24 protein-coding genes are annotated in these 24,936 nt (G+C 71.8%); 14 read left to right on the top strand and 10 right to left on the bottom strand.

The features are described 5' to 3' along the window. Window positions 1–46: 46 nt before the first annotated feature. Window positions 47–2,221 carry a transglycosylase domain-containing protein gene (locus tag ACMCNN_RS23480; RefSeq protein WP_412747254.1) on the bottom strand — a complete coding sequence of 725 codons (2,175 nt, stop codon included), beginning with the start codon at window positions 2,219–2,221 and terminating at the stop codon, window positions 47–49. 156 nt (window positions 2,222–2,377) lie between these two features. Between ACMCNN_RS23480 and cobC the strand changes: the two genes are divergently transcribed. The 3 genes from cobC to cobA are packed head-to-tail and all read left to right on the top strand — an operon-like array spanning window position 2,378 to window position 5,723. After that, on the top strand, window positions 2,378–3,448 hold the full coding sequence (gene cobC, locus ACMCNN_RS23475; protein WP_412747253.1) for an Rv2231c family pyridoxal phosphate-dependent protein CobC: 1,071 nt from the start codon (window positions 2,378–2,380) through the stop codon (window positions 3,446–3,448). Beyond that, the gene (gene cobT / locus ACMCNN_RS23470; RefSeq protein WP_412742667.1) at window positions 3,445–4,500 is read left to right on the top strand and encodes a nicotinate-nucleotide--dimethylbenzimidazole phosphoribosyltransferase; all 1,056 of its coding nucleotides are present in this window, start codon (window positions 3,445–3,447) and stop codon (window positions 4,498–4,500) included. Before cobC ends, cobT begins: the two co-directional genes overlap by 4 nt. Continuing rightward, window positions 4,497–5,723, top strand: coding sequence for a uroporphyrinogen-III C-methyltransferase (gene cobA / locus ACMCNN_RS23465; protein ID WP_412742666.1), 1,227 nt, complete (start codon window positions 4,497–4,499; stop codon window positions 5,721–5,723). The genes cobT and cobA overlap by 4 nt, the downstream gene beginning before the upstream one ends. A gap of 61 nt (window positions 5,724–5,784) precedes the next feature. Here the strand turns inward: cobA and ACMCNN_RS23460 are convergent, their stop codons facing one another. Then, on the bottom strand, window positions 5,785–7,194 hold the full coding sequence (locus ACMCNN_RS23460; RefSeq protein WP_412742665.1) for an alpha,alpha-trehalose-phosphate synthase (UDP-forming): 1,410 nt from the start codon (window positions 7,192–7,194) through the stop codon (window positions 5,785–5,787). A gap of 102 nt (window positions 7,195–7,296) precedes the next feature. Here ACMCNN_RS23460 and ACMCNN_RS23455 point away from each other — a divergent pair, with 102 nt between their 5' ends. The 5 genes from ACMCNN_RS23455 (at window position 7,297) to ACMCNN_RS23435 (ending at window position 11,395) form a co-directional block, all read left to right on the top strand. After that, on the top strand, window positions 7,297–7,803 hold the full coding sequence (locus ACMCNN_RS23455; RefSeq protein ID WP_412742664.1) for a hypothetical protein: 507 nt from the start codon (window positions 7,297–7,299) through the stop codon (window positions 7,801–7,803). Between the two features lie 146 nt (window positions 7,804–7,949). Continuing rightward, window positions 7,950–9,626, top strand: coding sequence for an energy-dependent translational throttle protein EttA (ettA, locus tag ACMCNN_RS23450; RefSeq protein WP_412742663.1), 1,677 nt, complete (start codon window positions 7,950–7,952; stop codon window positions 9,624–9,626). Then, window positions 9,619–10,032, top strand: coding sequence for an acyl-CoA thioesterase (locus ACMCNN_RS23445; RefSeq protein ID WP_412742662.1), 414 nt, complete (start codon window positions 9,619–9,621; stop codon window positions 10,030–10,032). The genes ettA and ACMCNN_RS23445 overlap by 8 nt, the downstream gene beginning before the upstream one ends. After that, window positions 10,032–10,688, top strand: coding sequence for a hypothetical protein (locus ACMCNN_RS23440; RefSeq protein WP_412747252.1), 657 nt, complete (start codon window positions 10,032–10,034; stop codon window positions 10,686–10,688). The genes ACMCNN_RS23445 and ACMCNN_RS23440 overlap by 1 nt, the downstream gene beginning before the upstream one ends. Window positions 10,689–10,816: 128 nt before the next feature. Further along, the gene (locus ACMCNN_RS23435) at window positions 10,817–11,395 is read left to right on the top strand and encodes a YbjN domain-containing protein (RefSeq protein ID WP_412742661.1); all 579 of its coding nucleotides are present in this window, start codon (window positions 10,817–10,819) and stop codon (window positions 11,393–11,395) included. Window positions 11,396–11,467: 72 nt separating this feature from the next. Here ACMCNN_RS23435 and ACMCNN_RS23430 read toward each other — a convergent pair whose 3' ends face one another. The 4 genes from ACMCNN_RS23430 to ACMCNN_RS23415 form a co-directional block, all read right to left on the bottom strand. Then, window positions 11,468–12,742, bottom strand: a complete 1,275-nt coding sequence (locus ACMCNN_RS23430) for a delta-60 repeat domain-containing protein (RefSeq protein WP_412742660.1) — start codon at window positions 12,740–12,742, stop codon at window positions 11,468–11,470. Between the two features lie 94 nt (window positions 12,743–12,836). Continuing rightward, window positions 12,837–13,274, bottom strand: a complete 438-nt coding sequence (locus ACMCNN_RS23425) for a globin (RefSeq protein ID WP_412747251.1) — start codon at window positions 13,272–13,274, stop codon at window positions 12,837–12,839. Window positions 13,275–13,306: 32 nt separating this feature from the next. Beyond that, on the bottom strand, window positions 13,307–14,962 hold the full coding sequence (locus tag ACMCNN_RS23420) for an MFS transporter (protein ID WP_412742659.1): 1,656 nt from the start codon (window positions 14,960–14,962) through the stop codon (window positions 13,307–13,309). A 265-nt stretch (window positions 14,963–15,227) separates the two neighbouring features. Beyond that, window positions 15,228–16,268, bottom strand: a complete 1,041-nt coding sequence (locus ACMCNN_RS23415) for a mechanosensitive ion channel family protein (protein ID WP_412742658.1) — start codon at window positions 16,266–16,268, stop codon at window positions 15,228–15,230. A gap of 236 nt (window positions 16,269–16,504) precedes the next feature. Here ACMCNN_RS23415 and ACMCNN_RS23410 point away from each other — a divergent pair, with 236 nt between their 5' ends. Further along, window positions 16,505–17,050, top strand: a complete 546-nt coding sequence (locus ACMCNN_RS23410; RefSeq protein WP_412742657.1) for an HNH endonuclease — start codon at window positions 16,505–16,507, stop codon at window positions 17,048–17,050. A gap of 36 nt (window positions 17,051–17,086) precedes the next feature. On the opposite strand, the gene ACMCNN_RS23405 is transcribed toward ACMCNN_RS23410, so the two are convergent. Both ACMCNN_RS23405 and ACMCNN_RS23400 read right to left on the bottom strand, forming a co-directional pair. Beyond that, complete coding sequence (locus ACMCNN_RS23405; RefSeq protein ID WP_412742656.1) at window positions 17,087–17,875, bottom strand: class F sortase; 789 nt, start codon at window positions 17,873–17,875, stop codon at window positions 17,087–17,089. Between the two features lie 9 nt (window positions 17,876–17,884). Then, window positions 17,885–18,382 (bottom strand): hypothetical protein, encoded by a 498-nt coding sequence (locus tag ACMCNN_RS23400; protein WP_412742655.1) that lies wholly within the window; start codon window positions 18,380–18,382, stop codon window positions 17,885–17,887. A 190-nt stretch (window positions 18,383–18,572) separates the two neighbouring features. On the opposite strand from ACMCNN_RS23400, the gene ACMCNN_RS23395 reads away from it, so the two are divergent. Both ACMCNN_RS23395 and ACMCNN_RS23390 read left to right on the top strand, forming a co-directional pair. Further along, window positions 18,573–18,851, top strand: coding sequence for a hypothetical protein (locus tag ACMCNN_RS23395; protein ID WP_412742654.1), 279 nt, complete (start codon window positions 18,573–18,575; stop codon window positions 18,849–18,851). After that, entirely contained in the window at window positions 18,838–19,284 is a 447-nt protein-coding gene (locus tag ACMCNN_RS23390) for a DUF5130 family protein (protein ID WP_412742653.1), read from the top strand. The genes ACMCNN_RS23395 and ACMCNN_RS23390 overlap by 14 nt, the downstream gene beginning before the upstream one ends. Before the next feature lie 11 nt (window positions 19,285–19,295). Here the strand turns inward: ACMCNN_RS23390 and ACMCNN_RS23385 are convergent, their stop codons facing one another. Together ACMCNN_RS23385 and pepN are read right to left on the bottom strand one after the other, a co-directional pair. Next, entirely contained in the window at window positions 19,296–19,862 is a 567-nt protein-coding gene (locus ACMCNN_RS23385) for a Uma2 family endonuclease (RefSeq protein WP_412742652.1), read from the bottom strand. A gap of 107 nt (window positions 19,863–19,969) precedes the next feature. After that, window positions 19,970–22,528, bottom strand: coding sequence for an aminopeptidase N (gene pepN, locus ACMCNN_RS23380; RefSeq protein ID WP_412742651.1), 2,559 nt, complete (start codon window positions 22,526–22,528; stop codon window positions 19,970–19,972). A 184-nt stretch (window positions 22,529–22,712) separates the two neighbouring features. Here pepN and ACMCNN_RS23375 point away from each other — a divergent pair, with 184 nt between their 5' ends. The 3 genes from ACMCNN_RS23375 (at window position 22,713) to ACMCNN_RS23365 (ending at window position 24,928) form a co-directional block, all read left to right on the top strand. After that, window positions 22,713–23,339 (top strand): disulfide bond formation protein DsbA, encoded by a 627-nt coding sequence (locus ACMCNN_RS23375; RefSeq protein ID WP_412742650.1) that lies wholly within the window; start codon window positions 22,713–22,715, stop codon window positions 23,337–23,339. Window positions 23,340–23,402: 63 nt separating this feature from the next. Continuing rightward, window positions 23,403–23,708 carry a hypothetical protein gene (locus ACMCNN_RS23370; protein ID WP_412742649.1) on the top strand — a complete coding sequence of 102 codons (306 nt, stop codon included), beginning with the start codon at window positions 23,403–23,405 and terminating at the stop codon, window positions 23,706–23,708. A 29-nt stretch (window positions 23,709–23,737) separates the two neighbouring features. Then, entirely contained in the window at window positions 23,738–24,928 is a 1,191-nt protein-coding gene (locus ACMCNN_RS23365) for a DUF1015 family protein (protein ID WP_412742648.1), read from the top strand. Window positions 24,929–24,936: the final 8 nt, after the last annotated feature.

Raw genomic sequence — 24,936 nt, 5'->3', positions numbered from 1 at the left:
GGCGACGCGCGAGAAAGGCCGGACCGGAGGGGCGCTGGCGCTGCGACTACCTGTTCGACTGCCGGTGGAACGTTCGCCATTGCCGGTGGAACGTCCGGCCACCGTGCACCAGACGGTCCGGCGGCGGGGCGAACGTCAGCTTCGGCTGCCCCTCCAGGGCGTCGCGCAGCGTCTCGGCCACGGTGAACTTCGAGATCGTGCCGCGGCCCGCGCCCACATAGTGTTTGGGATTGTCCGGATCGGCGACGAACGCCGCCGCCGCCAGTTGCGGCGTGAAACCGCAGAACCACGCCGTCCGGTTGCTGTCGGTCGTCCCGCTCTTGCCGGCGACGGGCCGGCGCATGGTGCCGTACACCATGGGTGAGGTCTGCCATCCGCCACAGCTGCCGCGGGCGGCGCCGTAGCCGGTCACGCAGCGGGCGGCGTCGGTGGCGGCGCGGGCCACCGCGATGGACACGGCCTGGTGACAGCGCGGCATGGCGACCTTGCGGCCCTCGTACATGACGGTGGCCCCGTCGCGGTCGTCGATCAGGCGTACGGGGATCGGCTCGCAGTATTTGCCCTCGGCCGCGACCGTGGCGAACACGTTGGCCATCTCGATCGGGGTGACGTCGCTGACGCCGAGGGTGAACGCGCCCCAGTCGTTCGCATGCGCCGGGCTGGCCAGGGTCCGGTCCACGTCGGTACGCCACTTCAGGCCGAGCCGTTCGGCCATCCGGACCGCGTTGCGGGCGCCCACCCGCTCCTCCATCTGGACCCAGTACGTGTTGACGGACTTGCCGAAGCCACTCCACATGGTCTGCGGACCGCTCATCGACTTGCTGGCGTTCTGCGGGCACCAGTGTTTCCCGCAGGTGGCGCGGCCCGGGGTGGTGATGTACTTCGACACATACTTCTGTGGCGCATTGATCGTGGTGGACAGCGGCAGGCCGCGGCTCAGCGCGGTCAGCAGGGTGAAGATCTTGAACGTGGAGCCGGCCTGGTATCCGGCCATGTCGCCGCCGCCCAGCAGCGGGTTGACCGTGTTGGGGTAGTTGCCCTTGAGCCCGGCGCGCCGCTTGGCCGGATCGCTGTGTTCGCCGTTGTGCCGCTGATCCAGCGAGTACTTCCGGTTCACCGCCATGGCGACGATGCGACCGGTGCCCGGCTGGATCACCACCTCGCCATGGGCGTACGTGCTGCGGCGCTGCTCCTTGTTCAGGACGTGCTTGAGTGCCGACGCCTGGATCCGGGGATCGAGGGTGGTGACGATCCGGTAGCCGCCGCGGCGCAGGTTCTCCTCGCGTTCCATCGGGTTCGCGCCGAACGCGGGCTGCTCCTGCCACCACGTACGCAGGTAGTCGCAGAAGAAGCCCCAGTTGTTGTGTCCCCTGCCCATGCTCACGCAGTCGTTGGGCGGCGTGGTCAGCTTCAGGTCGATGGGGGACTTCTTTGCGGCCGTGGCCTGCGCGGCAGTGATCGTGCCCATCTTCAGCATCTGGTCGATCACGTAGTTGCGCCGCTCGGTGGCCGCCGTCCGGTCCCGGCTCGCCGGGTCGTACGCGCTGGGTGCCTTCACGAGCCCGGCCAGCGTGGCGGCCTGGGTCAGGGTCAGGTTCTTCGGGGTGGTGGAGAAGAAGATCTGCGACGCGGAGAAGATCCCGTACGCGCGGTGGCCGAAGTACGCCGAGTTGAGGTAGCGCTCCAGGATTTCCTGCTTGGAGACCTGCTTCTCCAGCTCGATGGCGAGCCGCATCTCGCGCAGTTTGCGGGCGGTGGTCTGCTCGGTGGCGGCCAGCGCCTCGCGCGGGGTCTTCGCGCCGTCGCGCAGCGCCATCCGGACGTACTGCATGGTGAGCGTCGACGCGCCCTGGGAGACCCCGCCCGCCTGCTGGTTGGCGACGAACGCGCGGACCACGCCCTTGGGGTCGACGCCGTGGTGCTGGTAGAAGCGGGTGTCCTCGGCCGCCACGATGGCCTGCGCCATGTAGGGCGACATGTCCGCGAGCTTGGTCGGCTTGCGGTGCTCCTCGTAGAACATCGTGAGCAGGGTCTTGCCGTCGTTGGCGTAGACGTACGTGGTCTGGGCCGGTGGCACGACGGTGAGCTGAGCGGACATGTTCTCCAGGGCGTCGGAGCCCTTCCGGGCCCCCAGGCCCGCGATCGCGGCGATCGGGAAGACGAGGCCCGCGACGACGAGACCCGCGATGAGCCCGGCACGTACCAGTGGGGTGACCCGCATGGCGGTGGAGAGGTTGGTACGCAGCACGTTTCTGAAGGTATGGCAAAACCTCTCATGTTTGTACGGAACGGCCGAAGTGAGCGGCTGATCGACATCCGGCATGCTGAGGCGGTGACGAAGCCGATCGAGGAGCGACCCGGACACCACGGCGACGCGGTGGCGGTGCCGGAGCCGATCGGGGAGGGGCTGGGGCACCACGGCGACGCCGAGGTGGCACCGGGTCTGATCGATCTCGCCGTCAACGTGCGGCGGCAGCCGATGCCCGCCTGGCTGGCCGAGCCGATCACCGCGTCGCTGACGCGGCTGGCCGCGTACCCGGACGCCACCGGGGCCACCGCGGCGGTCGCCGCCCGGCACGGCCGGGACCCGGCCGAGGTGCTGCTGACCGCGGGTGCGGCGCAGGCGTTCGTGCTGCTGGCACAGGCGCTGCGCGGGGCACGGCGGCCGGTGGTGGTGCACCCGCAGTTCACCGAGCCGGAGGCGGCGCTGCGCAACGCCGGACACCAGGTGGAACGGATGCTGCTGTCCCCGGCGGACGGCTTCCGCCTCGACCCGGCGCGGGTGCCCGCCGACGCCGACCTGGTCTTCGTGGGCAACCCGACCAACCCGACGTCGGTGCTGCACCCGGCGGCCGACGTGGCGGCGCTGGCCCGGCCGGGTCGCGTCCTGGTCGTGGACGAGGCGTTCGCGGACACGACGTACCGGGCGGGGGTGGCGGGGGAGCCGGAGTCCCTGGCCGGGCGGACGGACCTGCCCGGGCTCGTGGTGCTGCGCAGCCTCACCAAGACGTGGGGGCTGGCGGGGCTGCGCATCGGTTACCTGCTCGGCCCGGCCGACCTGCTGCCCGGCCTGGCGGCGGCGCAACCGCTGTGGGCGGTGTCCACCCCGGCGCTGGCCGCCGCCACGGCGTGCGCCTCCGACGTGGCGGTCGCCGCGGAACGCCGCATCGCCGCCGAGCTGGCCGCCGAGCGTGATCACCTGGTCGCGGCGCTGGCGGGCGTGCCGCAGGTCACTGTTGCGGGCCGGCCGGCGAGCGCGTTCGTCGCCGTACACCTGCCCGGCGCCGCCGAGGTGCGCCGTGAGCTGCGCAGACGCGGCTACGCCGTGCGGCGTGGCGACACCTTTCCGGGGCTGGGCGCCGATTGGCTGCGGGTGGCCGTGCGCGACACTGCGACCACGGACGCGTTCATCGCGACCCTGAACGACGTACTGAAGGAGCGACAGTGACCTTGGAGACGACGCTGGCGGCCATCGCGCCCGCGGACACCGCGGCCATGGCCGCGGCCCGCGACCTGCAGGGCCGCCTGACGAAGCCGGCGGGTTCGCTGGGCGCCTTGGAGGATCTCTCGGTACGGCTGGCCGGGCTGGCCGGTAGCTGCCCGCCCCCGCTGCCGGAGCCGGCGAGCGTCGCGGTGTTCGCGGGCGACCACGGCGTGCACGCCCAGGGCGTCACCCCGTGGCCGCAGGAGGTCACGGCGCAGATGGTGGCCAACTTCGTCGCGGGCGGCGCCGTGGTCAACGCGTTCGCCCGGCAGGCCGGCGCGGACGTGCTCGTGGTCGACGTCGGCGTGCAGGCTCCTGTGCCGCTGGGCGCCCCGAATCTGCTCGACGCCAACGTGCGCCGCGGCACCCGCGACCTCGCGGTGGAGCCGGCGCTGACCCGCGACGAGGCCCGCGCCGCCGTCGAGGTCGGCATCCGGGTCGCGAACGCGCTGGTCGACGGCGGCGCCGCCTGCCTGATCGGCGGGGACATGGGCATCGCCAACACCACCCCGGCCGCCACGCTGATTGCGGCGTTCACGGGCGCCGACGCGGCCGCGGTGACCGGTCGCGGCACCGGCGTCGACGATCCCACGTACGCGCGGAAGGTCGCCGTGGTCGCCGCCGCGCTGACCCGGCACCGCCCCGACCCGGCCGACCCGCTGGGGGTGCTGGCCGCGGTCGGCGGGCTGGAACACGCCGCGCTGGCCGGTTTCATGCTGGGCGCCGCGGCCCGCCGGGTGCCGGTGATCGTCGACGGTGTGATCGCCGCGTCGGCGGCGCTGGCCGCGGCGGCGTTCGCGCCGGACGCCGTGGCCGCCATGGTCGCGGGGCACCGCTCCGTCGAACCGGGCGCCACGGTCGCCCTCGCCCACCTGGGCCTTCCGCCGCTGCTGGATCTGGGGCTGCGCCTCGGCGAGGGCACCGGCGCGGTGCTGGCGCTGCCGGTCGTGGCCGCCGCGGTGCGGGTCCTGCACGACGTGGCCACCTTCGACTCGGCGGGGGTCTCGGAGAAGTGAACCTCTACCCGCTCGCGCTGCGCCTGACCGATCGCCGGGTGCTGGTCGTCGGCGGCGGCGCGGTCGCCACTCGCCGCGTGCCGGCCCTGCTGGCGGCGGGCGCTCGCGTGGAGGTCGTCGCCCCCGAGCTGACCCCGGCGCTGCGCGCGCACGCCGACGCCGGGCGGGTGGTCTGGCATGCGCGCCGGTTCGTCCCGGCCGATGTGGACGGTGCCTGGCTGATCCAGGTGGCGATCGACGAGCCCGAGGCGGCCGCGCAGGTCAGTGCGGCGGCGGAGGAGGCCCGGGTGTTCTGCGTACGGGCCGACGACCGGACCGCCGCCACCGCCTGGACCCCCGCGGTGACCCGGCACGGCGCCGTGACGGTGGCGGTCACGGACGACGGCGACCGCCGCCGCGCCCTGGCCGTACGCGACATCGTCACGGCCGCGCTGGAGAACGGCCCCCTGGCAGCCGCCGGTCCGGCGGGTGCCGGCGACGGCACGGGGTCGGCGACGGCCGGCGGGCACGTCGCGCTGGTCGGCGCCGGTCCGGGCGACCCGGAGCTGATCACGGTCAAGGGCCGCCGCCTGCTGGCCGCGGCGGACGTGGTGGTCGCCGACCGGCTGGTGCCCGGCATGCTGCTGGGCGAGCTGCGTGCCGAGGTCGAGTTCGTCGACGCCGCCAAGATCCCGTACGGCCCGGCGGCGGCGCAGGAGGAGATCAACCGGATCCTCGTGGAGCGCGCCCGGGCGGGCAAGTCAGTGGTGCGGCTCAAGGGCGGCGACTCGTTCGTCTTCGGCCGTGGCGGCGAGGAGGTCCTGGCGTGCGCCAAGGCCGGCGTGCCGGTGACCGTGGTGCCCGGTGTGACCAGTTCGATCGCCGCCCCGGCGCTGGGCGGTATTCCGGTCACGCACCGCGGTGTCGCCCACGAGTTCACCGTGGTCTCGGGGCACGTGCCGCCGGACGACCCCAGCTCACTGGTCGACTGGGCGGCGCTGGCCCGGCTGCGCGGCACCCTCGTCGTCCTCATGGGCCTGAAGAACCTGCCCCGGATCGCGGCGCGGCTGCTGGCCGAGGGCCGCGCGGGGGATACCCCCGCCGCGGTGATCCAGGAGGGCTCCACGGACGGCCAGCGCGTGCTGCGCAGCACGCTGCGTGAAGTCGCCGACGCGGTCTCCGGAGCGGGCATCCGGCCACCGGCCGTGGTGGTGTTCGGCGACGTGGTCAACGCCCTGGCCTGAGGTCAACGCCCTGGCCTGAGGCCAATGCCCTCGCCTGAGCGAGTGCGGCGAGAGCGGGCGGCTACTGCTGGGTCGCCGACTCGTCGGTGGCGCCGAGTTCGGTGAGGAAGGAGCGGGCCCACGACGCCACGTCGTGGGTACGCAGGTGCCGCTGCATGACCCGCATCCGGCGCTTCAGCTCGGTCGGCTCGGCGCCCACGGCACGCAGCAGCGCCTCCTTGACCCCGTCGGGGTCGTGCGGGTTGCACAGGAACGCCTGCCGCAGCTCCGTGGCCGCCCCGGCGAACTCGCTGAGTACCAGCGCCCCGCCCGCGTCGGCGCGGCAGGCCACGTACTCCTTGGCGACGAGGTTCATGCCGTCGCGCAGCGGCGTGACCATCATGATGTCGGCGGCGACGTACATGGCCGCGAGTTCCTGGCGGCTGTACGACTGGTGCAGGTAGTGCACGGCGGGCACACCGACCTTGCCGAACTCGCCGTTGATGCGGCCGACCTCGCGCTCCACCCGTACCCGGAGGGTCTGGTAGTGCTCGACCCGCTCGCGGCTGGGCGTGGCGACCTGGACCATGACCGCGTCGCCGACGGTGAGTTTGCCGTCGGCCAGCAGCTCGCGGAACGCCTTGAGGCGCAGCTCGATGCCCTTGGTGTAGTCGAGGCGGTCGACGCCGAGGATGATCGTTTCGGGGTCGCCCAGTTCAGCGCGGATCTGCTTGGCGCGGGCCTGGACGGCGGGGTCGGCCGCCATGCGTTCCATGTCGCGGGTGTCGATGCTGATCGGGAACGCCCCGGCCTTGACCTTGCGCCCGTCCACCTGAATGGACTGGCCCTCGTAGCGCAGCCCGAGCAGGTGCCGGGCGAGCCGGACGAAGTTCTGCGCGGCCAGCCGCTGCTGGAAGCCGACCAGGTCGGCGCCGAGCAGCCCGCGCAGCACCTCGGCCCGGAACGGCATCTGCATGAACAGCTCGATCGGCGGGAACGGGATGTGCAGGAAGAAGCCGATCCGCAGGTCCGGCCGCATGTCGCGGAGCATCGCGGGCACGAGCTGGAGCTGGTAGTCCTGCACCCACACGGTGGCGCCCTCGGCGGCCACCTCGGCGGCGGCCTTCGCGAACCGCTGGTTGACCAGCCGGTACGCCTCGCGCCAGCGCCGCTTGTAGACGGGTGTCTCGACGGCGTCGTGGTAGAGCGGCCAGATCGTCGCGTTCGACTGGCCCTCGTAGTAGCGCTCCAGCTCGTCGGCGCTCAGCGGCACCGGATGGATCTTGATGCCCTCCAGCTCGAACGGCTCCGGTGCCTCGCCGTCGCCACCGGCCCATCCGATCCAGGTGCCCTGGCGCTGGACGAGCACCGGATGCAGGGCGGTCACGAGACCGCCGGGGCTGGGACGCCACTGCCGTTCGCCGTCGGTGGTGGTGACCTCGTCGACGGGCAGACGGTTGGCGACTACGACGAAGGAACTGCGTTCGGCCACGCTGAGTGCACCTCCGGGTCGTTTCTTCCCCTATGCCGAGCCTACTGTGCGTAGCGGGGTGGGGCTTGCCGTGGGATGGCGATCGGGTGCCATCCTTGTCCGGTGGAGCTGTCCGACGATCTTTCCCCAGCGCGCCGCCCGTTGTTCATCCCTGTGGCGATCGCCACCGTCTTCTTGATCATCATCGGGGTGTCGGCGGGGCTTGCGCTGGCCTCGTGGCGCGGGAAGGGCACAACGGACAAACATGGGCTGAACGCTCCGATTCCGGACGTAATTCAGACCCAGCCGGCCTGCCGCCCGGAAACGCAGAACATGGGTACGAAATTCAACGCGTCCGGCACGCTCCGGATTGCCCTGCTGGTGCGTACGAAAACCTCCGCGATCTGGATCTGCAAGGACGACCGCGGGGCGCTGTTCTACCACGCCAACCGGGGCGGCGAGTCGGCGCCGTGGATCGAGGGGCAGACCGCCCTGTTCCTGACCGGGGTGCGCCAGGACGGCGACGAATACGACGTCACGGCCGCCGACGGCACGGTGTTCCAGCTGAGCCGGGAGCAGTTGCGGATCATTCACAAGGACGGGCGCGTGGAGATCCAGGACGCCGTTTAGGAGTGATCGCCACGGGAATCCGGGCGGTCCGGCCGGGGTTGACGTGGGGGCCGGTTCGGCGGGGTGGAAAGATTGTGCCCCGACCTCGGCCGGTCCGCGTAGCTGCATCCGGCTCCGCAATCACGATCACGGAGGTAGGGCGCACCGTGGCCCAGTTCATCTACGTCCTGGAAAAGGCGCGCAAGGCGCACGGCGACAAGGTCGTGCTCGACAACGTAACGCTGAACTTCCTGCCCGGCGCCAAGATCGGTGTGGTCGGCCCGAACGGGGCCGGTAAGTCCAGCCTGCTGAAGATCATGGCGGGCTTGGACACCCCGAGCAACGGCGAGGCCCGGCTGATGCCCGGCTTCACCGTCGGCATGCTCGCCCAGGAGCCCAAGCTCAACGACGCCAAGACCGTCCTCGGCAACATCGAGGAGGCGGTGGCGGAGACCAAGGCCAAGCTGGAGCGGTTCAACAAGATCGCCGAGCAGATGGCCACCGACTACTCGGACGAGCTGATGGAGGAGATGGGCAAGCTCCAGGAGGAGCTGGACCACGCCGACGCCTGGGACGTCGACTCCCAGCTCGAACTCGCGATGGACGCGCTGCGCTGCCCGCCGCCGGACGCCGACGTCAGCCAGCTCTCCGGTGGTGAGCGCCGCCGGGTCGCCCTGTGCAAGCTGCTGCTGGAGGCCCCCGACCTGCTGCTGCTCGACGAGCCCACCAACCACCTGGACGCCGAGAGCGTGCAGTGGCTGGAGCAGCACCTCGCCAAGTACGCGGGCACGGTCATCGCGATCACCCACGACCGGTACTTCCTGGACAACGTGGCCAACTGGATCCTGGAGCTGGACCGCGGCCGGGCGTACCCGTACGAGGGCAACTACTCGACCTACCTGGACAAGAAGGCGGCCCGCCTGGCGGTCGAGGGGCGCAAGGACGCCAAGCTCAAGCGGCGCCTCTCCGAGGAGCTGGAGTGGGTGCGCAGCAACGCCAAGGCGCGCCAGACCAAGAGCAAGGCCCGCCTGGACCGCTACGAGGAGATGGCCACCGAGGCGGAGAAGACGCGCAAGCTGGACTTCGAGGAGATCCAGATCCCGCCGGGCCCGCGTCTGGGCAACACGGTGATCGAGGTCAAGGACCTGGTCAAGGGCTTCGACGAGCGGGTTCTGATCGACAACCTGTCGTTCTCGCTGCCGCGTAACGGCATCGTCGGCATCATCGGCCCCAACGGCGTCGGCAAGACCACGCTGTTCAAGACCATCGTCGGCCTGGAGCAGCCGGATTCCGGCACGGTCCGCGTCGGCGAGACCGTCCAGCTTTCGTACGTGGACCAGAACCGCGCCGGGCTCGGCGGCGACCAGACCGTGTGGGAGGTCGTCTCGGACGGCCTCGACCACCTCATGGTGGGCAAGGTCGAGATGCCGTCGCGGGCGTACGTGGCCGCGTTCGGCTTCAAGGGTCCGGACCAGCAGAAGCCGATCAAGGTGCTCTCCGGTGGTGAGCGCAACCGGCTGAACCTCGCGCTGACGCTGAAGATCGGCGGCAACGTGATCCTGCTCGACGAGCCGACCAACGACCTCGATGTGGAGACGCTGTCCAGTCTGGAGAACGCGCTGCTGGAGTTCCCCGGCTGCGCTGTTGTCATCTCCCACGACCGGATGTTCCTCGACCGGGTGGCCACCCACATGCTGGCGTGGGAGGGCACAGAGGAGGACCCGGACAAGTGGTTCTGGTTCGAGGGCAACTTCGAGGCGTACGAGAAGAACAAGATCGACCGGTTGGGTGTCGAGGCGGCCCGCCCGCACCGGGTCACGTACCGCAAGCTGACGCGTGACTGATCCGCACCGCTTCGTCTACGACGCGGCCGTGCGCTGGTCCGACCTGGACGCGTACGGCCACGTCAACAACGCGCGCTTCCTCACGCTGTACGAGGAGGCGCGCGTCGCCATGTTCTTCACCGCCGCGCGGGCCGAGGGGTTCACCTCGTTCGAGGAGGGCATCGTCATCGCCCGGCACGAGATCGACTATCTGCGGCCGGTCGACTACGGCGAGCCGGTACGCGTCGAGATGTGGGTCTCCGACCTGCGCGTGGCCGCGTTCACCGTCTCGTACGAGCTGTTCGACAACGACGTCCTGGCCAGCCGGGCGAAGTCCGTCTGCGTGCCGTACAACCTGGCGAACGGGCATCCGCGCCGCCTCACTCCGCAGGAGCGCGAGTTCCTAGCTCCGTACGTGGCGCCGTGATGGACCACGGACTGGCCGGTGTGGCCGATGCCGGTGCGTACCTTGCCCGGCTGACGCGGCTCGATGCCGCCGCGCCGGTGCGGCTGCGTGCCTCCGGGGACCGGACCGCCCTGTGGGGTGTCCTGCCCTGGGGCGTGCTGGTCACCCGCGAGGTGGCCGGGACGGGCCCGGCCGACGCCACGGTGTCCGCATCCGAGCTGCTGGACGCGCTGTCGCGCGGTGACGCCGCACTGCCGCCGCGCCGGGACTCCGCGTGGCGCTGGCCGCTTCCCCCGGCCGGGGTCCGCCCGGTCGAGGCGGTGTCGACGGCCGAACTGGCCGGGCTGGCGGCGGCCGCCGCCGGTACGCTGCGCGCGGTCACGTCAGGTGCACTGGGTGACCGTTCGGCCGGCCAGCGAGCGGTACGCGACGCCCTGCTGGACCACGTGGCGCTGGTGGTGACCCCGCCGGACGGTGGCCGGGTGGAGGTGCCGCAGCGGCTCGTGCAGGCGGTGTCCCGGATGGGCTTCCTCGGACCGGCCGATGTGGAGGGTCCGGACACGCGAGTGTGCGTGGCGGGACGCTGGGTGGGACTTTCCGCACCATATGGAGTTGCGTGGCTACAACCGGTCCGAGAGCTGGCCGTTAAGCCCATAGGGACTCACCCGTTCGGGTGATGGAGAGTCGGCCATCCGGTTTCGCCCTCTCGTTGGGGGGATGACCTCCGGGACCTGTACGGGTACCGTCTGCCTCCGGGTCCACCGCTACGTCCGGCGAGGGCCTCTGGGGAGTGAGGTGCACAACGATGCCGTGGTGGTCATGGCGTCCCGGATCGACCGGAGGCAGCCGGCCGCGGACCGGCGGTGAAGTGGCGTTGCAGAGCAGCGTCCGCGTCGAGGTCCCCGCCCAGCGGGAGCCCGTTAAGTCCGCTCCGGCCGATCTGTCCACGATCGAGCAACCCGATCTCGTCGCTCCGGTCACGCTGGAACGAATCGGCAAGTCCCTCGACCTGCTCGACATCAGGTTCCTCGCCGACGGCGGCGGAAGCCTGCTGGCGATGTGGGAACGGCACGCCGTGCTGTTCACGCTCGAAGGGCCTGACGACGAGATCCTCGTGATGCGTGCCCGGCCGCACGCAACCGTCCCGCCCGATTGGGCGGACCGCGCCTATCGCGTGGTCAACGAATGGAATCACACCCGGCGCTTCTGCAAGGCGTACGTCGGTGACCCCACCGAGCGGGGTCAGCTGCCGATATACGCCGAGCTGCAGGTGCCGCTCAACTCCGGCGCGCACGACGCCCTGCTGGTCGAGATGCTCGACTGCGGTGCCGCTGTGGCGACCTCCTTCGTCGACTGGCTCCACGACGAGGGTGCGCTGCTGTAGGCGCTCCAGACGTGACAAGGGGCCCCGATCGGGGCCCCTTTCTCGCGCCCGGTACTGCGCCGGGCGTGACGGTCACGCCGCCGGGAACATCCCGATCCGGCCGTGGTACTCCCGGCCGAGCGAGGTGGTGTCCGAGCCGACGATCAGCCCGCCCGGTATGGCCAGGAACACCCGTACGCCGACTCCGCGCGACCGGGTCGGATTCCACGCCAGCGCCTTGCCCGTGGCCGGGTCCAGGGCACCGATTCCGGGTCGGGACACCGCACCCGGGCCCGGCCCGCTGGTGTCCGTCCCGTACGGATTGTCCAGATAGCGCTGATGTCCACCGACGTACACGGCGGGACCGGTGACCGCCACCGCGTACAGCGAGTCGCCGCCGGTGCGCTGCACCCAGGTCGGACTGTGCGCGCCGTCGCCGGTCGCCTCGAACCGGGCCGCCGAGTCGCACATGCTGGTGGGCGAGGCCGCCCGCCCCGTGGCCACGACGACGAAGTACTGGCCGTCGGGGGAGAACTTCACCTGGCGCAGATAGGTGTCGAAGCCGGCCATGCACTGCTGCTTGTACACATCGGTGTACCAGCCCGTCACCACGGCGGCCGGACCGGACACGTCGTACATGGCGATCTGCGCACGGTCCAGGCCGTTCGCCCGCAGCAGCGCGCCCACGGCGACCAGCTTGCTGCCGTCCGGCGAGATGTCGAAATGCTCGACCCGGCTACGGGGCAGCCCGGGCGCGGACAGCTTCGGGTCGAAGCCCGGGTCCACCGCCCCGTTGATGATGCCGAGCCGGGCCAGGCCGATCCGGGTCCTGCCGTTGATCGCGGAGAACGTGCCGCCGACGTAGAGGCGGTTGGCGGAGATGGCCATGGCCCGCACGTCGCCCCAGTTGATTTTTGCGGCGAACGAGAGGATCCGTACGCCCGTGGCGACCGACAGCCGGGTCAGGCCCCGCTGGGCGACCCGGTTCACCGTCTTGAACACGCCGCCGACGTAGACGGTGTTGGTCGGGCCCGGGGCGAGCGCGTACACCGCGCCGTCGACCTGCGGGGCGAACGGCCGGATCGCGCCGTCACGCAGCCCGTACGCGAAGATGTTCTTCCGGGCATAGGTCAGCTTGCGGGCGCTGTCCTGCACGCGGGTGAAGGCGCCGCCGACCACGACCGTGTCGCCGACGACGGTGACGGTCCACACGGTCCCGTCCAGCACGTGCGGGGTGAAGTCGACAGGGTTGGTGGACACGATCGCCGGCTGGGCCAGATCGGCCACCGCGGGGGTTCCGGCACCGAACAGGACAAGCTGCGGCAGGGCCAGCAACGACAGTATTGCGGCTGACAGGCGGCGGCGCATGGGCGGCTCCCGGGCTCGGGTCCGCGACGCGCCGGATTGCGGCGCGACACGGTCGGACACATGCTCAACGAGCCAAGGTCGTGCCGGGATGCGCCTACTGTGTTATTTCTTCCGGATCCATGGTGTTCACCATGAAATACGCCGCTCGTTCCAGGTAGTCCCACAACGCCGAGTAGTGCGGCTCCGGCAGCCCCAACGAGTCGACCGCCACCCGCATGTGCCGCAGCCACGCGTCCCGTTCCGCGGGCCCCACCCGGAACGGCGCATGCCGCATCCGCAGCCGTGGGTGCCCCCGCTGGGCCGAGTACGTGTTCGGGCCGCCCCAGTACTGCATGAGGAACAGCGCCAGCCGGTCGGCGGCGGGGCCGAGGTCCTCCTCCGGGTACATCGGGCGCAGCAGGGGGTCGTCAGCGACACCGGCGTAGAACCTGTCGACCAGCCGGCGGAACGTCGGCTCGCCACCGACGGCGACGAAGAAGCTCGCCTCCTCGGGCGGGTCGGTGGCCGGGGCCGTAGCGGGTGCCGGGGTCACCGGCAGGGTGCTCGGCTGGTCATTCGCTGCACTCACCCGTCCAGTGTGCCAGCCGCCCCGGTGCGGGAGGTGACGCCGGTCGAGCGTGGGCGCCCGCTCGCCGTGCGGCCGAGCGGCGCGGAATTGGGCGCAACGGCGGGCGACAGCCCAGCCGGCTGCCCTGCCGCGGCCTGCCCTGCCGCGGCCTGCCCTGCCGCGGCCTGCCCTGCCGTGATCTCCCCGGCCGTGGTCTGCGCCGTGGCGGCCTGCATTGTGGGGGCCTGCCCTGCGGTGCTCTGCCCGGGGGTGCTCTGCCCCGGGGTGGCCTGCCCGGCGGGCGATTCCGTGGCGGGTGGCCCGGCGGTGGGTCCCGTGGTGGACGGCCCCGTAGCCGACGGTTCTGCGGGGGCGGCCGCCGCGGCGGCCGCGATCGCCGCCTCGAACCGTGCCGGGCGCGGCCACCGGGCGGCCAGGGCACCCATCAGCAGGACACCGCCGACACTCCACCAACCGACGACCGTGGGTACCCGGAAACGCTCGGCCAGCAGGCCGGTCGCCAGCACCGCACTGCCCTGGGCGAGCTGCATGGTGCCCTGGATGACAGCGAACGCGCGGGCCCGGAAACCGTGCGGCAGGGCCAGCACGAACAGGGCGTTGAGGGTCGGCAGGAGACCACCCTGGGCGACCCCGGACAGCAGCGTCAGCAGCGCGACGATCTGAGTCGGCGGTGCGGTGAGCGCGGGCACCAGGGCCAGCGGCGCGGCGACCGCCAGCGGCCGGATCAACCGCTGCCGGACGCTGGGCCGCACGAAGCGGCTGATCAGTACGCCACCGATGACCCAGCCGATCGGCCCGGCCGCCATGATCATCCCTTGGTGCAGCCCGCGCGTGGCCGGGTCCGGGTTGCCCTGCGTGGCCCATGCCGCGGCCAGCCCCTCCGGCACGATCGCGAAAACGGTCAGCGTCACGGCCAGCCCGCCGATCGCGCCCAGCACCGGATTGCCGAACACCATCTTGAAGCCCTGGCCGGTCTCGCGCAGCAGATGGTTGCGCTGCGCCGGACTCGTGGCGGCGGGCCGGGGCCGTACCCCGGTCACCAGCAGCAGTGCCGAGAGCCCGAAGGCCGCGGCGGCCATCGCGATCGCCAGCCGGGGGTTGGCCGCGGCGGCGATCGTCGCGCCCGCGAAATAGCCGAACACCTGCGCCGCCTGCGCGGTCGTGGTGTTGACCGCCACGGCCACCACCAACCGCTCGCGGCCCAGCATCAGCGGCAGCAGCGCGGACCGCGCCGCCTGGGCGGGCGGAGCGGCCAGCATCGCGAGGAAGACCACGAGCAGCATCGCGGAGACCGGCAGATGCGGCACCGCCACGAGCGCCATCAGCGCCATCCGGGACACATCGCAAATCACCATCACCCGCCGGTACGGGTACCGCTCCGCGAGCGCCGCCAGCAGGGGGCCACCGGCGATCCACGGCAGATAGCTGATCGCGAACGACGCGGCGGACAGCAGCACCGACTCGGTGCGCTCGTACACCAGGACGGTGATCGCGGCCCGGGCCAGGTAGTCGCCGACCCAGTTCACCAGCAGCGCCAGATACATGGCGCGGTACTCCCGGACGGCGAACACGTCGCGGAAGGTGACCGGGCGCTCCGGGGCCCGCGCGTCGGCGGGGTGTCCCGAAGGCGCTGCGGGTGTGGCGTCGGACACCAGGCCCTCCATCGTTCGCGGACGGCCGTCGGAGGCGACGACTGCCGGGGCAGGTCCGCGGTGAGCGCCTACGCGTGGTGAGCCCCTGCGCCTGGTGAGCCCTGCGCGGGAACGTCGCCTCGTGAGCCCTGCGCGGAACGTGACGGTGCATGTGCAGATGCTTCTGCGGATTCTGCCCGATCGTCCGACTCGTGGCTAGGGCGTACGGGTGGATCGCCGACCTTTCGGCTGATCAAGGCATCCCCCGATGGGTGATTCGGGCAGCTCAGGTGGCTCCGCCGGGCCGAGTGTCAGATTCCGGCGCGATGTCCGCCCGTGGCGGTACGGCCGCTCGGGGCGCGAGCCGGGACGCGGCGATCTGCTGGGCGAGCCCGGACTCCTCCAGAGCGTCCACCAGGCGCCGGCGCAGCTCCCGCTGTACGACCGCCTGGCCGTCCGCGGTCGTCTTCGCGATCGTCCGGATGACCGCTCCGTCCACGGTGAGCTGTTCGACCCCGACCACCTCCGGTGGCTCCAGGAACTCCGTGGCGTGCTGCGGGTCGTCGGCCAGGGCCAGCGCAGCCTCGCGCAGCACCGATCCGGCCTGTTCGGAATTGACGAAACCGATCGGCAGGTCGATGACCACCATCGCCCAGCCCTGGCTCTTGTTGCCGACCCGGACGATCTCGCCGTTGCGCACGTACCAGAGGACGCCGCGGGCGTCGCGGACCGTGGTGACCCGCAGCCCGACCGTCTCGACCACGCCGGTGGCGTCGCCGAGGTCGACCGAGTCGCCGACGCCGTACTGGTCCTCCAGCAGCATGAACAGGCCCGCGATCAGGTCCTTGACCAGGCTCTGCGCCCCGAAGCCCAGAGCCACACCGACGATTCCGGCGCTGGCGATGAGCGGGCCCAGGTTGAAACCGAGTTCGCCCATGACCAGCAGCGCGGCCATGGTGAAGACCACCGCGGTGACGAAACTGCGGAGCACCGACCCGATGGCCTCGGCCCGCTGGCGCCGCCGCTCCGGGACGAACTGGTTGTCGGTCGCGTCCTTCGCCCGCTCCCGCAGCGGCTTGAGCAGCGCGGGCAACTCGGCCTTCGAGCCGGTGACGGTGAGGCGGGAGATCATCCGGTGCAACAGCCAGCGGACCAGGAGCGCGATAAGGATGATCGCGATGATCCGCAACGGCTTGACGATGCCGATCGCGAGCAACTCGCTACCTGTCAGCTTGTCGAGGGTCTTGCACCAGTCGTCCGTGCAGCCAGGGGTCTGGAACAGCGGGCCGGACGGGGTGACACCGGGAGTGGGAGCTAGGAACAACACGGGTCTGAACCGTACCCGCCCCGGTCGGGGGAGCTGGAACCGGACATCTTTCACCCCCGTACTCGGACGTTCATGAGCCGGCCACAGATTGTGCTCGCAATTCCGTCATTCATCAGGGACTATTGGCGCACGGACACCGGAGATCCGGGGCTAGTTCCCACCGGTGACCAGCCGCCACGTACGCACGTCAAGCCATGGGAGCCGTTACAGCACCTACCTCCGGAAGGGTGATCGCGATGCCTGACATACGACCCGCAGTGGGCTCTTCCGCGTTGGTGTTGAACGCAACCTACGAGCCGCTGTGCGTCGTATCGGTGCGTCGAGCGACCATCCTCGTGCTGACTTCCAAGGCCGAGTGTGTCTCCGACGGCGACGGCATCCTGCACAGCGCCCGCCAGGCGCTGCCGGTCCCGTCCGTGGTTCGCCTCACCCGGTACGTGAAGGTGCCGTACCGCACGCATGTCGGGCTGTCCCGCCGGGCCGTCTTCGCCCGCGACGGAGGTCGCTGCGCGTACTGCCGGGGCTCCGCCGAGACCATCGACCACGTCTTCCCGCGCAGCCGTGGCGGCCTGCACGCCTGGGACAACGTGGTGGCCGCATGCGCCAAGTGCAACCACAGCAAAGGTGACAAGACCCCGGCCGAGCTGGGTTGGCGCCTGCACGCGGCGCCCGCCGCGCCGCGGGGTGTGGCGTGGCGCGTGCTGGGCCACCGCACGCCGGACCCGCGCTGGGCCGACTGGCTCGACCTGCCCGCCGTCCCCGTGGACGCCGAGGCGGCCTGACGCCCGCGCGGACTGGATGGCGCGCGCCGCCGTGGCTCACCGTCCGCGGGTGGCCACCAGGGACGCGAAGACCACCACGTTGTCGGAGTAGCCCCGCGTGCCGCCCAGCCACCGGCCGCCGCAGGTCACCAACCGCAGCTGCGGGCGGGAGTAGTCGCCGTACACCCGGTCGACGGGTAGGCGGGACTTGGCGAAGTGCTCGATCGAGTTGACCTCGAAGACCGCCACCCGGCGGTCGCGGCGCAGTACCTCGATCCGCTGGCCCGGCTGCATCCGGTCGAGATCATGGAACACCGACGGGCCGGTACGGGTGTCCGCGTGCCCCACGATCAGCGCGGGCCCGAACTGGCCCGGCGTGGGCCCGTCCCGGAACCAGCCCGCCTCCCGGTGCCGCTGCACCGGCGGCACGTCCACCGACCCGTCCGCGGCGAGGCCCACCTCCAGGATCGGGGCGCGTACGTTGATCGCCGGGATGGTGAGCCGCACCGGCGGGCTCGGCTCCAGGACCGGGAACGCCCGCGGCGGCGGCTTGTCCGGCCCCCGGAACACCTCGCGCAGGTCGAAGCCCGTGGTGGTGCCGAGCCCGGCGCCGACGCAGAACAGGCCGACGAAGACCAGCGCGGCCGCCAGGATGCCGAGCGGGAACGGGCGGCGTCCCCGTACCCGTGGGGGTGGTGGCAATGGCCGCCGCCGCGGGCGCGGCACCACCGCGCGCGCCGGTGGCCCCGCGATCGCCGCTCGGGCGCGGGAGGTGAGCGCCCCCGCATCCCGGCCGGGAGTGACCCCCGCGATCGCCGCGTGCGGGCGGGGCGTGCCGGGCGGCACCGGGCCGCCTCAGCCGGCCCGGCGGCGGCGCCAGGCCACCACGGCGACGACGAACCCGGCCACGATGGCGGCCACCCCGCCGCCGACGAGTCCCGGTGCCGCGCGGTCGACGGCGGTGCCGCCCCCGCCGGTGGCCGGTCCGTGACTCGGTTCCACCTTGGTCACCACGTGCAGGGTGCTCGTCGCCTTCTTGCCGTCGGGGCAGGCCAGCCGCACCTCGTACGCGCCGGGCGCGGTCGCGGGCGGCACCCGGGTCGTCGCGGTGAGGAAGCCGTAGTTCGGCGCCACCGTGACGGTGGCGAACGCGGTGGAACTCACCGCGGCCGCCTGCAGGTTGTCCGTGCAACTGGCCCGCACGGAGATCTCGTCACCCGCGCGGGCGGTACTGGGATTCGTCTCGACGAACACGCCCTGGGCGAGCGCCGGGGCGCCGGCGACGCTCAGCGCCAGGACGGCGAGCACCCCGAGGATCAGCGGGAGCGCCGCGGCGGCGACGAATTTTCGCATGACTCCCCCTCACCGCCGCCGCAGGGAGAAACGGCGCGCGAGGGTGATTTTCGCACCCGAGGGGCCAATCCGCCGAGATCCCTACGGCGTGAGACACCGGGTCGAGACCCGACCGTCCGGGACGACCTGCGCTCCGCTACCGTGATGGCGTTCGGATCATTGGGCACATGGGCGCCTGGGGGCGTTGAGGTTGTCGATTACAAGCACCGTTCTGGTCTTCGTGGCCATCCCGGCCGCGATCATCGGGGGCGTCTTCGCGCTGACGTTCGCCGGCAGTGACAGGGGTCGCCGGGACCGGCGGTACCGTCCCGGCCGGCCGTACGATTTCCAGCCGATCTGGTTCCTCGCCGCGCCGCAGCCGGTGGCCGCCGTGGGCGCCAGGCCCGCGCTGGAGTCCGGCGTACTCGAGAACTCCCAGGGTGAGCGCGTGCTGCCCGGTCCCGTAGGAGGCGCAAGTGACGGTTGGTGAGGCACAGCTGTTGGCCACCGAGCACGAGCCCAACAGCGAGATCGCCAAGACGGTGGCCGAGAGCGCCGCGGCGCTCGACGGCCCTTTCACGACCCGGCAGCTGCTGCGCCTCGACGAGGCCCTGCGCGTCGCCGACCAGCAGACCGGGCTGACCTTCAGCGTCTACATCGGCGAGTTGGACGAGCCGGTGCGCGCGGCGGCGGAGAAGCTGCACGCCCAGCTGGAGCACAGTGCCACCGCGGTCCTGGTCGCGCTGTCGCCGAACCAGCGGGTGCTGGAGATCGTCACGGGCCCCGACGCGCGCAAGCGGATCCCCGACCGGGACGCCAAGCTGGCGGCGCTGTCGATGGCCGCGTCGTTCGCGGGCGGCGACCTGGCCGGCGGCATCGTCTCCGGCCTGGACCAGCTCGCCTCGCACGCCGGCCGGCACTGACCCGACCCGGGTCAGACCCAGGCCGAGGGGGCCACGCGCACCGGGTACGGCGCGTCGAGCGCGGTCAGCTCGACGCCCCGCACGGTGCGCTCGTGCGTGTAGCCGGCGCTGGACTCCAGCGCGTACACGTGCAGGATGGGCTCGGGCTCATCCAGTTCCAGCCGCCAGTAGCGCGGGATACCCGCGTCGGCGTACAGCGCCGGTTTGAGCAGGCGGTCGTAGCGGCGCGAGGGCGCTGACTCCACCTCCACCACGAGCGCCGCGTCGGCCGGGTGGGTCCAGGTCGAGCCGGACGACTGCGGGCGCAGCACGGTGACGTCGGGGATCAGGTTGCTGGCGCCGACCTGGATGCCCTGCCGGGCGCACACCCACCAGCCGGGCGGCGCCGCGCCCCGCAGCGTCGTCACCAGGGCCTGGACCGCCGCCTCGTGCGCGGCGTCCAGCGGCGGCGTCACATGCAGGCTGCCGTCCACGATCTCGTAGCGGTGCCCGTCCTGCGGGAACATGTGCAGGTCGGGTTTGCTCCACGCGCCGCTGGGCGCGGTCCACCGTGCCAGTGAGCCCTGACCCAAGATCACGCCGACCACCTCCATGCCGCGGAGTGTCAGCGTACTCACGGAGTGTGGCCAGGAGGGAAGATCGACATAAAGGCGGCCCCGTCCGGGGCCGCCTTCGTCAAGTCGGGTCAGGCAGTTCCGGCGTCCCGGGCGCGGGCTTTGTGCGCTCGCAGCACGCCGTCGCGGCCTTCGGCCACGAGACGGCGCAGCGACTGCGGATGCCCGTCGCGGGCCAGCCAGGCGTCGGTCATCGCGACCGTCTCCTCACTGACCTGGTACGCCGGGTACGCCAGCTCCACGAACTCCTGCGCCGGCTCGCTGTCCGAGTGGGCCCACACGTCGCCCACCACCTCGAAGAACTTCGCCGCGTACGGGGCGGTCAGCGCCACCTGGCTGGAGGTCTGGAAGCCCTGCAGCAGCGAACGGTGCAGCCAGTTGGGCAGCTTCTCCGTCCCGGTCAGCCGCGCCCACACCTGCGCCTTGTTCTCGGCGGTCGGCACCAGCGCCCGGGCCAGGGCGGCCTCGCGCTCGCCGCTGGCCGTACGGTCGCCGTTGAGCTCGTCCTCGATCTGCTGATCGGTGACGGCGCCGAGGGCGGCCAGCGCGTGCAGCAGCGTCCAGCGCAGCTCGGTGTCCACGGTCAGCCCCGCCGGCACGCCGGCGCCGTCGAGCCAGCCCCGCAGCGTGGCCTGGTCCGCCTCGCTGCGCGCCGCGCCGATGTACGCGCGGGCCCAGGCGAGCTGGAAGCCGCTGCCCGGTTCGGCCGCGGCGACGGCGTCCTTCGCCAGCTGCGCCAGCGTCGCCCAGCCGGTCGGCGCCCACGCCGGGTCGGAGTACAGGGCCACCGCGCCGGCGGCCTGGCGCAGCGTCGCCGTGACCAGGTTGATGTCCTGCTCGGCGGGCAGGCCGCTGACCACCAGGGCCACGTAGTCGCGGGCGGCCAGCTCGGCGTCGCGCACCATGTCCCAGGCCGCCGCCCAGCACAGCGCCCGGGCCAGGGAGGAGTCGAAGCCGCCGATGTGCCGCACGACCGTGGCCATGGACCGCTCGTCGAGGCGCAGCTTCGCGTACGTGAGGTCCTCGTCGTTGAGCAGCAGCACGTCGGCCGCGCGCTTGCCGGCCAGCTGGGTCAGCTCCGTGCGTTCCCCGCTGACGTCGACCTCGACGAGTTCGCGGCGCACCAGCCGGTCGCCGTCGAGGTCGTACAGGCCGACGCCGATGCGGTGGGTGCGCAGGGTCGGGTACGCGACCGGGGCCTCCTGGTGCACAGCCACCCGCGCGTACGTGCCGTCGGCGGCGATCTCCACCACCGGGCGCAGCGTGTTCACCTGGGCGGTCTCCAGCCACTGGGCGGCGAACTTGCGCAGTTCCCGGCCCGAGGCGGATTCCAGCTCGGTCAGCAGGTCGTCGAAGGTGGCGTTGCCCCACTGGTGCCGCTGGAAGTAGGCGCGCAGCCCGGCCAGGAACGGGTCCAGCCCCACGTACGCGACGAGCTGCTTGATGACGCTGGCGCCCTTCGCGTACGTGATGCCGTCGAAGTTGACCTCCACGGCCTCCAGGTCGGGCATCTCGCAGTACACCGGGTGGGTAGAGGAGAGCTGGTCCTGGCGGTAGCCCCAGTTCTTGCGCATCGACATGAACGTCGTCCACGCGTCGCTGAACCGGGTCGCCCGGGTGTTGCACCAGTGGCTGGCCCACTCGGCGAACGACTCGTTGAGCCACAGGTCGTTCCACCAGCGCATGGTGACCAGGTCGCCGAACCACATGTGCGCCAGCTCGTGCAGGATCGTGTTGGCGCGCTGCTCGTACTCGTAGTCGGTGACCTGGGAGCGGAAGATGTAGTGCGCCTCGGCGTGGGTGACGCAGCCGAAGTTCTCCATCGCGCCGGCGTTGAAGTCGGGCACCCACAGCTGGTCGTACTTGGGCAGCGGGTAGCGCACGCCGAAGTGCTCGTGGAAGAAGTCGAAGCCCTGCTTGGTGATCAGGAACAGGTCGTCGGCGTCGAGGTGCTGGGCCATCGACGCGCGGCAGTACACACCCAGGTCGATGCCGTCGTGGGAGTCGCGCACCTCGTGGTACGGCCCCGCGCACAGCGCGGTGATGTACGAGCTCATCCGCACCGACGGCGGGAAGTGGACCGTCTTGGCGCCGTTACCGGCGGGCTCTGTGCGCTCCGCCGGCATGTTCGACATGACCTTCCAGTGCCCCGGCACTGTCGCGTGCCAGGTGAAGGAGCTCTTGAGGTCGGGCTGGTCGAAGCAGGCGTACACCCGCTGGGCGTCGGCGGTCTCGAACTGGCTGTAGAGGTAGATCTCCTTGTCGACCGGGTCCAGGCTGCGCTGCATGCCCTGCCCGCTGGCCGAGTACGCGAAGTCCGCGTCGACGACCAGGGTGTTCTCGGCGGCCAGCCCGGTCAGGGTCAGACCCTTCTCGGCCGACCAGTCCGAGGTGTCGACGGGCGTGCCGTTCAGCTCCGCCGAGCGCACGGCGACCGCCGCGACCTCGATGAATGTGCCCGCTCCGGGCTCCGAGCAGCGGAACGTGACCGTCGTGACGGACCGGAACGTGGTCTCACCCGGATTGCCGGAACCGTCGGTGAGGTCCAATGCGATGTCATACCCGGTGATCTCGAGCAGGCGGGCCCGCTCAGCCGCCTCCACCTGGGTCAGGTTCCGAACTCCGGCCACGTTGCCTCTCCTCATGCTGAATCTCCGCACCCTGCGCTGGCTGTCGCGGCTGCGGCAAGCGGGAGCGGCGCGCCCCCACCCGAGTTTTCCACGACACCCTATGCGGTCTCCGGGTGGCGCACTTCACCGAGCGCGGTGGAGATCTTCCATCACGCCACCAACGCGCAGGGTGGAGGATCTGTTCATGACTGAACGTGCCACCGTCGACATGTGGTTCGACCCCATCTGTCCGTGGGCGTGGATGACGTCCCGTTGGTTGCTGGAGGTCGAGAAGGTCCGTCCGCTCGATGTCCGGTTCAACGTGATGAGCCTGTCCGTCCTCAACTCCGGCCGTGATCTGCCCGAGCAGTACCAGCAGCTGATGGAGAAGGGGTGGGGGCCCGTACGGGTCTGCATCGCCGCCGCCGAGGCCGCCGGCCCGCAGGTGCTGCGCGACCTGTACACCGCCCTGGGCACCCGGATCCACCTGCGCAAGTACGAGCTCGACGAGACGTTGTTCACCGAGGCCCTGGCGGAGGTGGGCCTCGACCCCGCACTGGCGGCCGCGGCCGCCACGGACGCCCACGACGAGGCGTTGCGCACCAGCCACAACGCGGGCATGAAGCCCGTGGGCACGGACGTGGGCACCCCGGTGATCCACGCGCCGGGCCCGGTGGCGGGCGAGACTGTCGCGTTCTTCGGCCCTGTCGTCACCCCGGCGCCCAAGGGCGAGGCGGCGGGCCGGCTGTGGGACGGCGTCCTGCTGGTCGCCGGGACGCCCGGCTTCTTCGAGTTGAAGCGTTCCCGCGACATCGGTCCGATCTTCGACTAACCAACCACCGGAAGCCTCCGGTCGGCGTTGAGTGGGGGTATCACCACCCGACCGGAGGCTCCGATGTCTGAAACCGACAGCGTCGCCACCACCGCGATCGCCGTGCAGCGCGGCGCCTGGGCGAACGTGTGCCCGGCCCTGCCGCCCGAGCTTGCCGAGATGGTGGCCCCACCCGTGGTGGTCACGCTCGGGCCGGTGGGCACCGACGTGGTCCCCGCCGACGCGATCCCACCGGCCGACGCGTTTCCGCACGCCGATGCCGATGCCGATGCCGATGCGACGTCGGGCGGCCCGCGGCATGCCGCGCCCGGCGTTCCCCGGCCCGCCCCGGCCGCGGGACGGCACCGCCGCGCAGCCCGCGCGAACTGACCGCACGGCCCGCCGGTAGGTTGCGTGCCATGACGGTCGTGCACCCGATCAGCCGGGCCTGGATCACCACTGGCGGCACCGGCGCGCAGAACTACGACGAGTTCGCCGACGACGCGGAGATCACCGAGATCATCGCCGCGAACCCGCACAGCGCGCTCGCCATCGAGATGCCGCACCGGGCGCCCGAGTCGCTGGGCAGGTCGTTCACCGACGCGCTACCCGACGCGGCGGCGCGGCTGGCCGCCGAGCAGGCCCGCGGCGGGTACGCCGTCGCCGAGCAGGTCGTGGTGCTGTACCGGATCTCCGCGCCGGGCGAGCCCACCGGCTACGGCCTGTGGGCCATGGTCGACACCGACCAGATCTCCACCGCCGCCGACGAGCCCGGCCTGGTGATCCGCAACGAGGACGTCTTCATCGCCAAGGTGCGCGAGCGGGTGGCCCTCGCCGACACGCTGCGGACCCTGCTCTCGCCCGTCCTGCTGCTGCAGACCGGCCGGGGCGAGGAGTTGCACGCCGCGCTCGCGGCCGCCGCCGCGACGGCCGGTGAGCCCGCCGCCACCGACACCGACCAGTCCGGGCGTACCCACAGCATCTGGGTGATCCCCGCCGGTCCGGTGCAGGACGAGCTGACCGCGCTGGCCGGGGGCGGTGAGCTGGTCGTCGCCGACGGCAACCACCGCAGCCTCGCCGCGCAGACCGGCAACCTGCCCCGCTTCCTCGCGGTGGTCACCACCCCGGAGTCCGTCTTCATCCAGCCGTACAACCGGCTGGTCGCCGAGCTGCCCGTCGGCGACTTCCTGCCCGCGTTGCGCGCGGCCGGTGCGCAGGTCGAGGAGCTGCCGCGCCCCGCGGCCGTCCCCGCCAAGGGCAGCATCGAGCTGTACGCGGGCGGCCGCTCGTACGCCGTGGTGCTGCCGCCGTCGGCGGGTGGGACCGCCGTCGACAACCTCGATCACGCCCTGGTCGAGCGGGTCCTGCTGCGCGACGTGCTGGGGCTCGACCCGGGCGACAAGCGGATCTCGTACGTGGGCGGCGACTATTCGGCCGACTGGCTGCGCGGCGAGGTCGACGCCGGGCGTGCGGAGTTGGCCGTACTCATCGCTCCGGTGACGGTCGACGACTTCGTGGCGGTCAACCTGGCCCGGCAGAAGCTGCCGCGCAAGAGCACCTGGTTCACCCCGAAGGCGCGGGCCGGACTGGTCCTGGCCGAGCTGGGCTGAGGGCCGGG

It is taken from the genome of Krasilnikovia sp. MM14-A1004 (assembly GCF_047159485.1).
Classification (GTDB): Bacteria; Actinomycetota; Actinomycetes; order Mycobacteriales; family Micromonosporaceae; genus Actinoplanes.
Note: the sequence above shows the minus strand (reverse complement) of the source record. Positions and strands in the feature narration are given on the sequence as shown.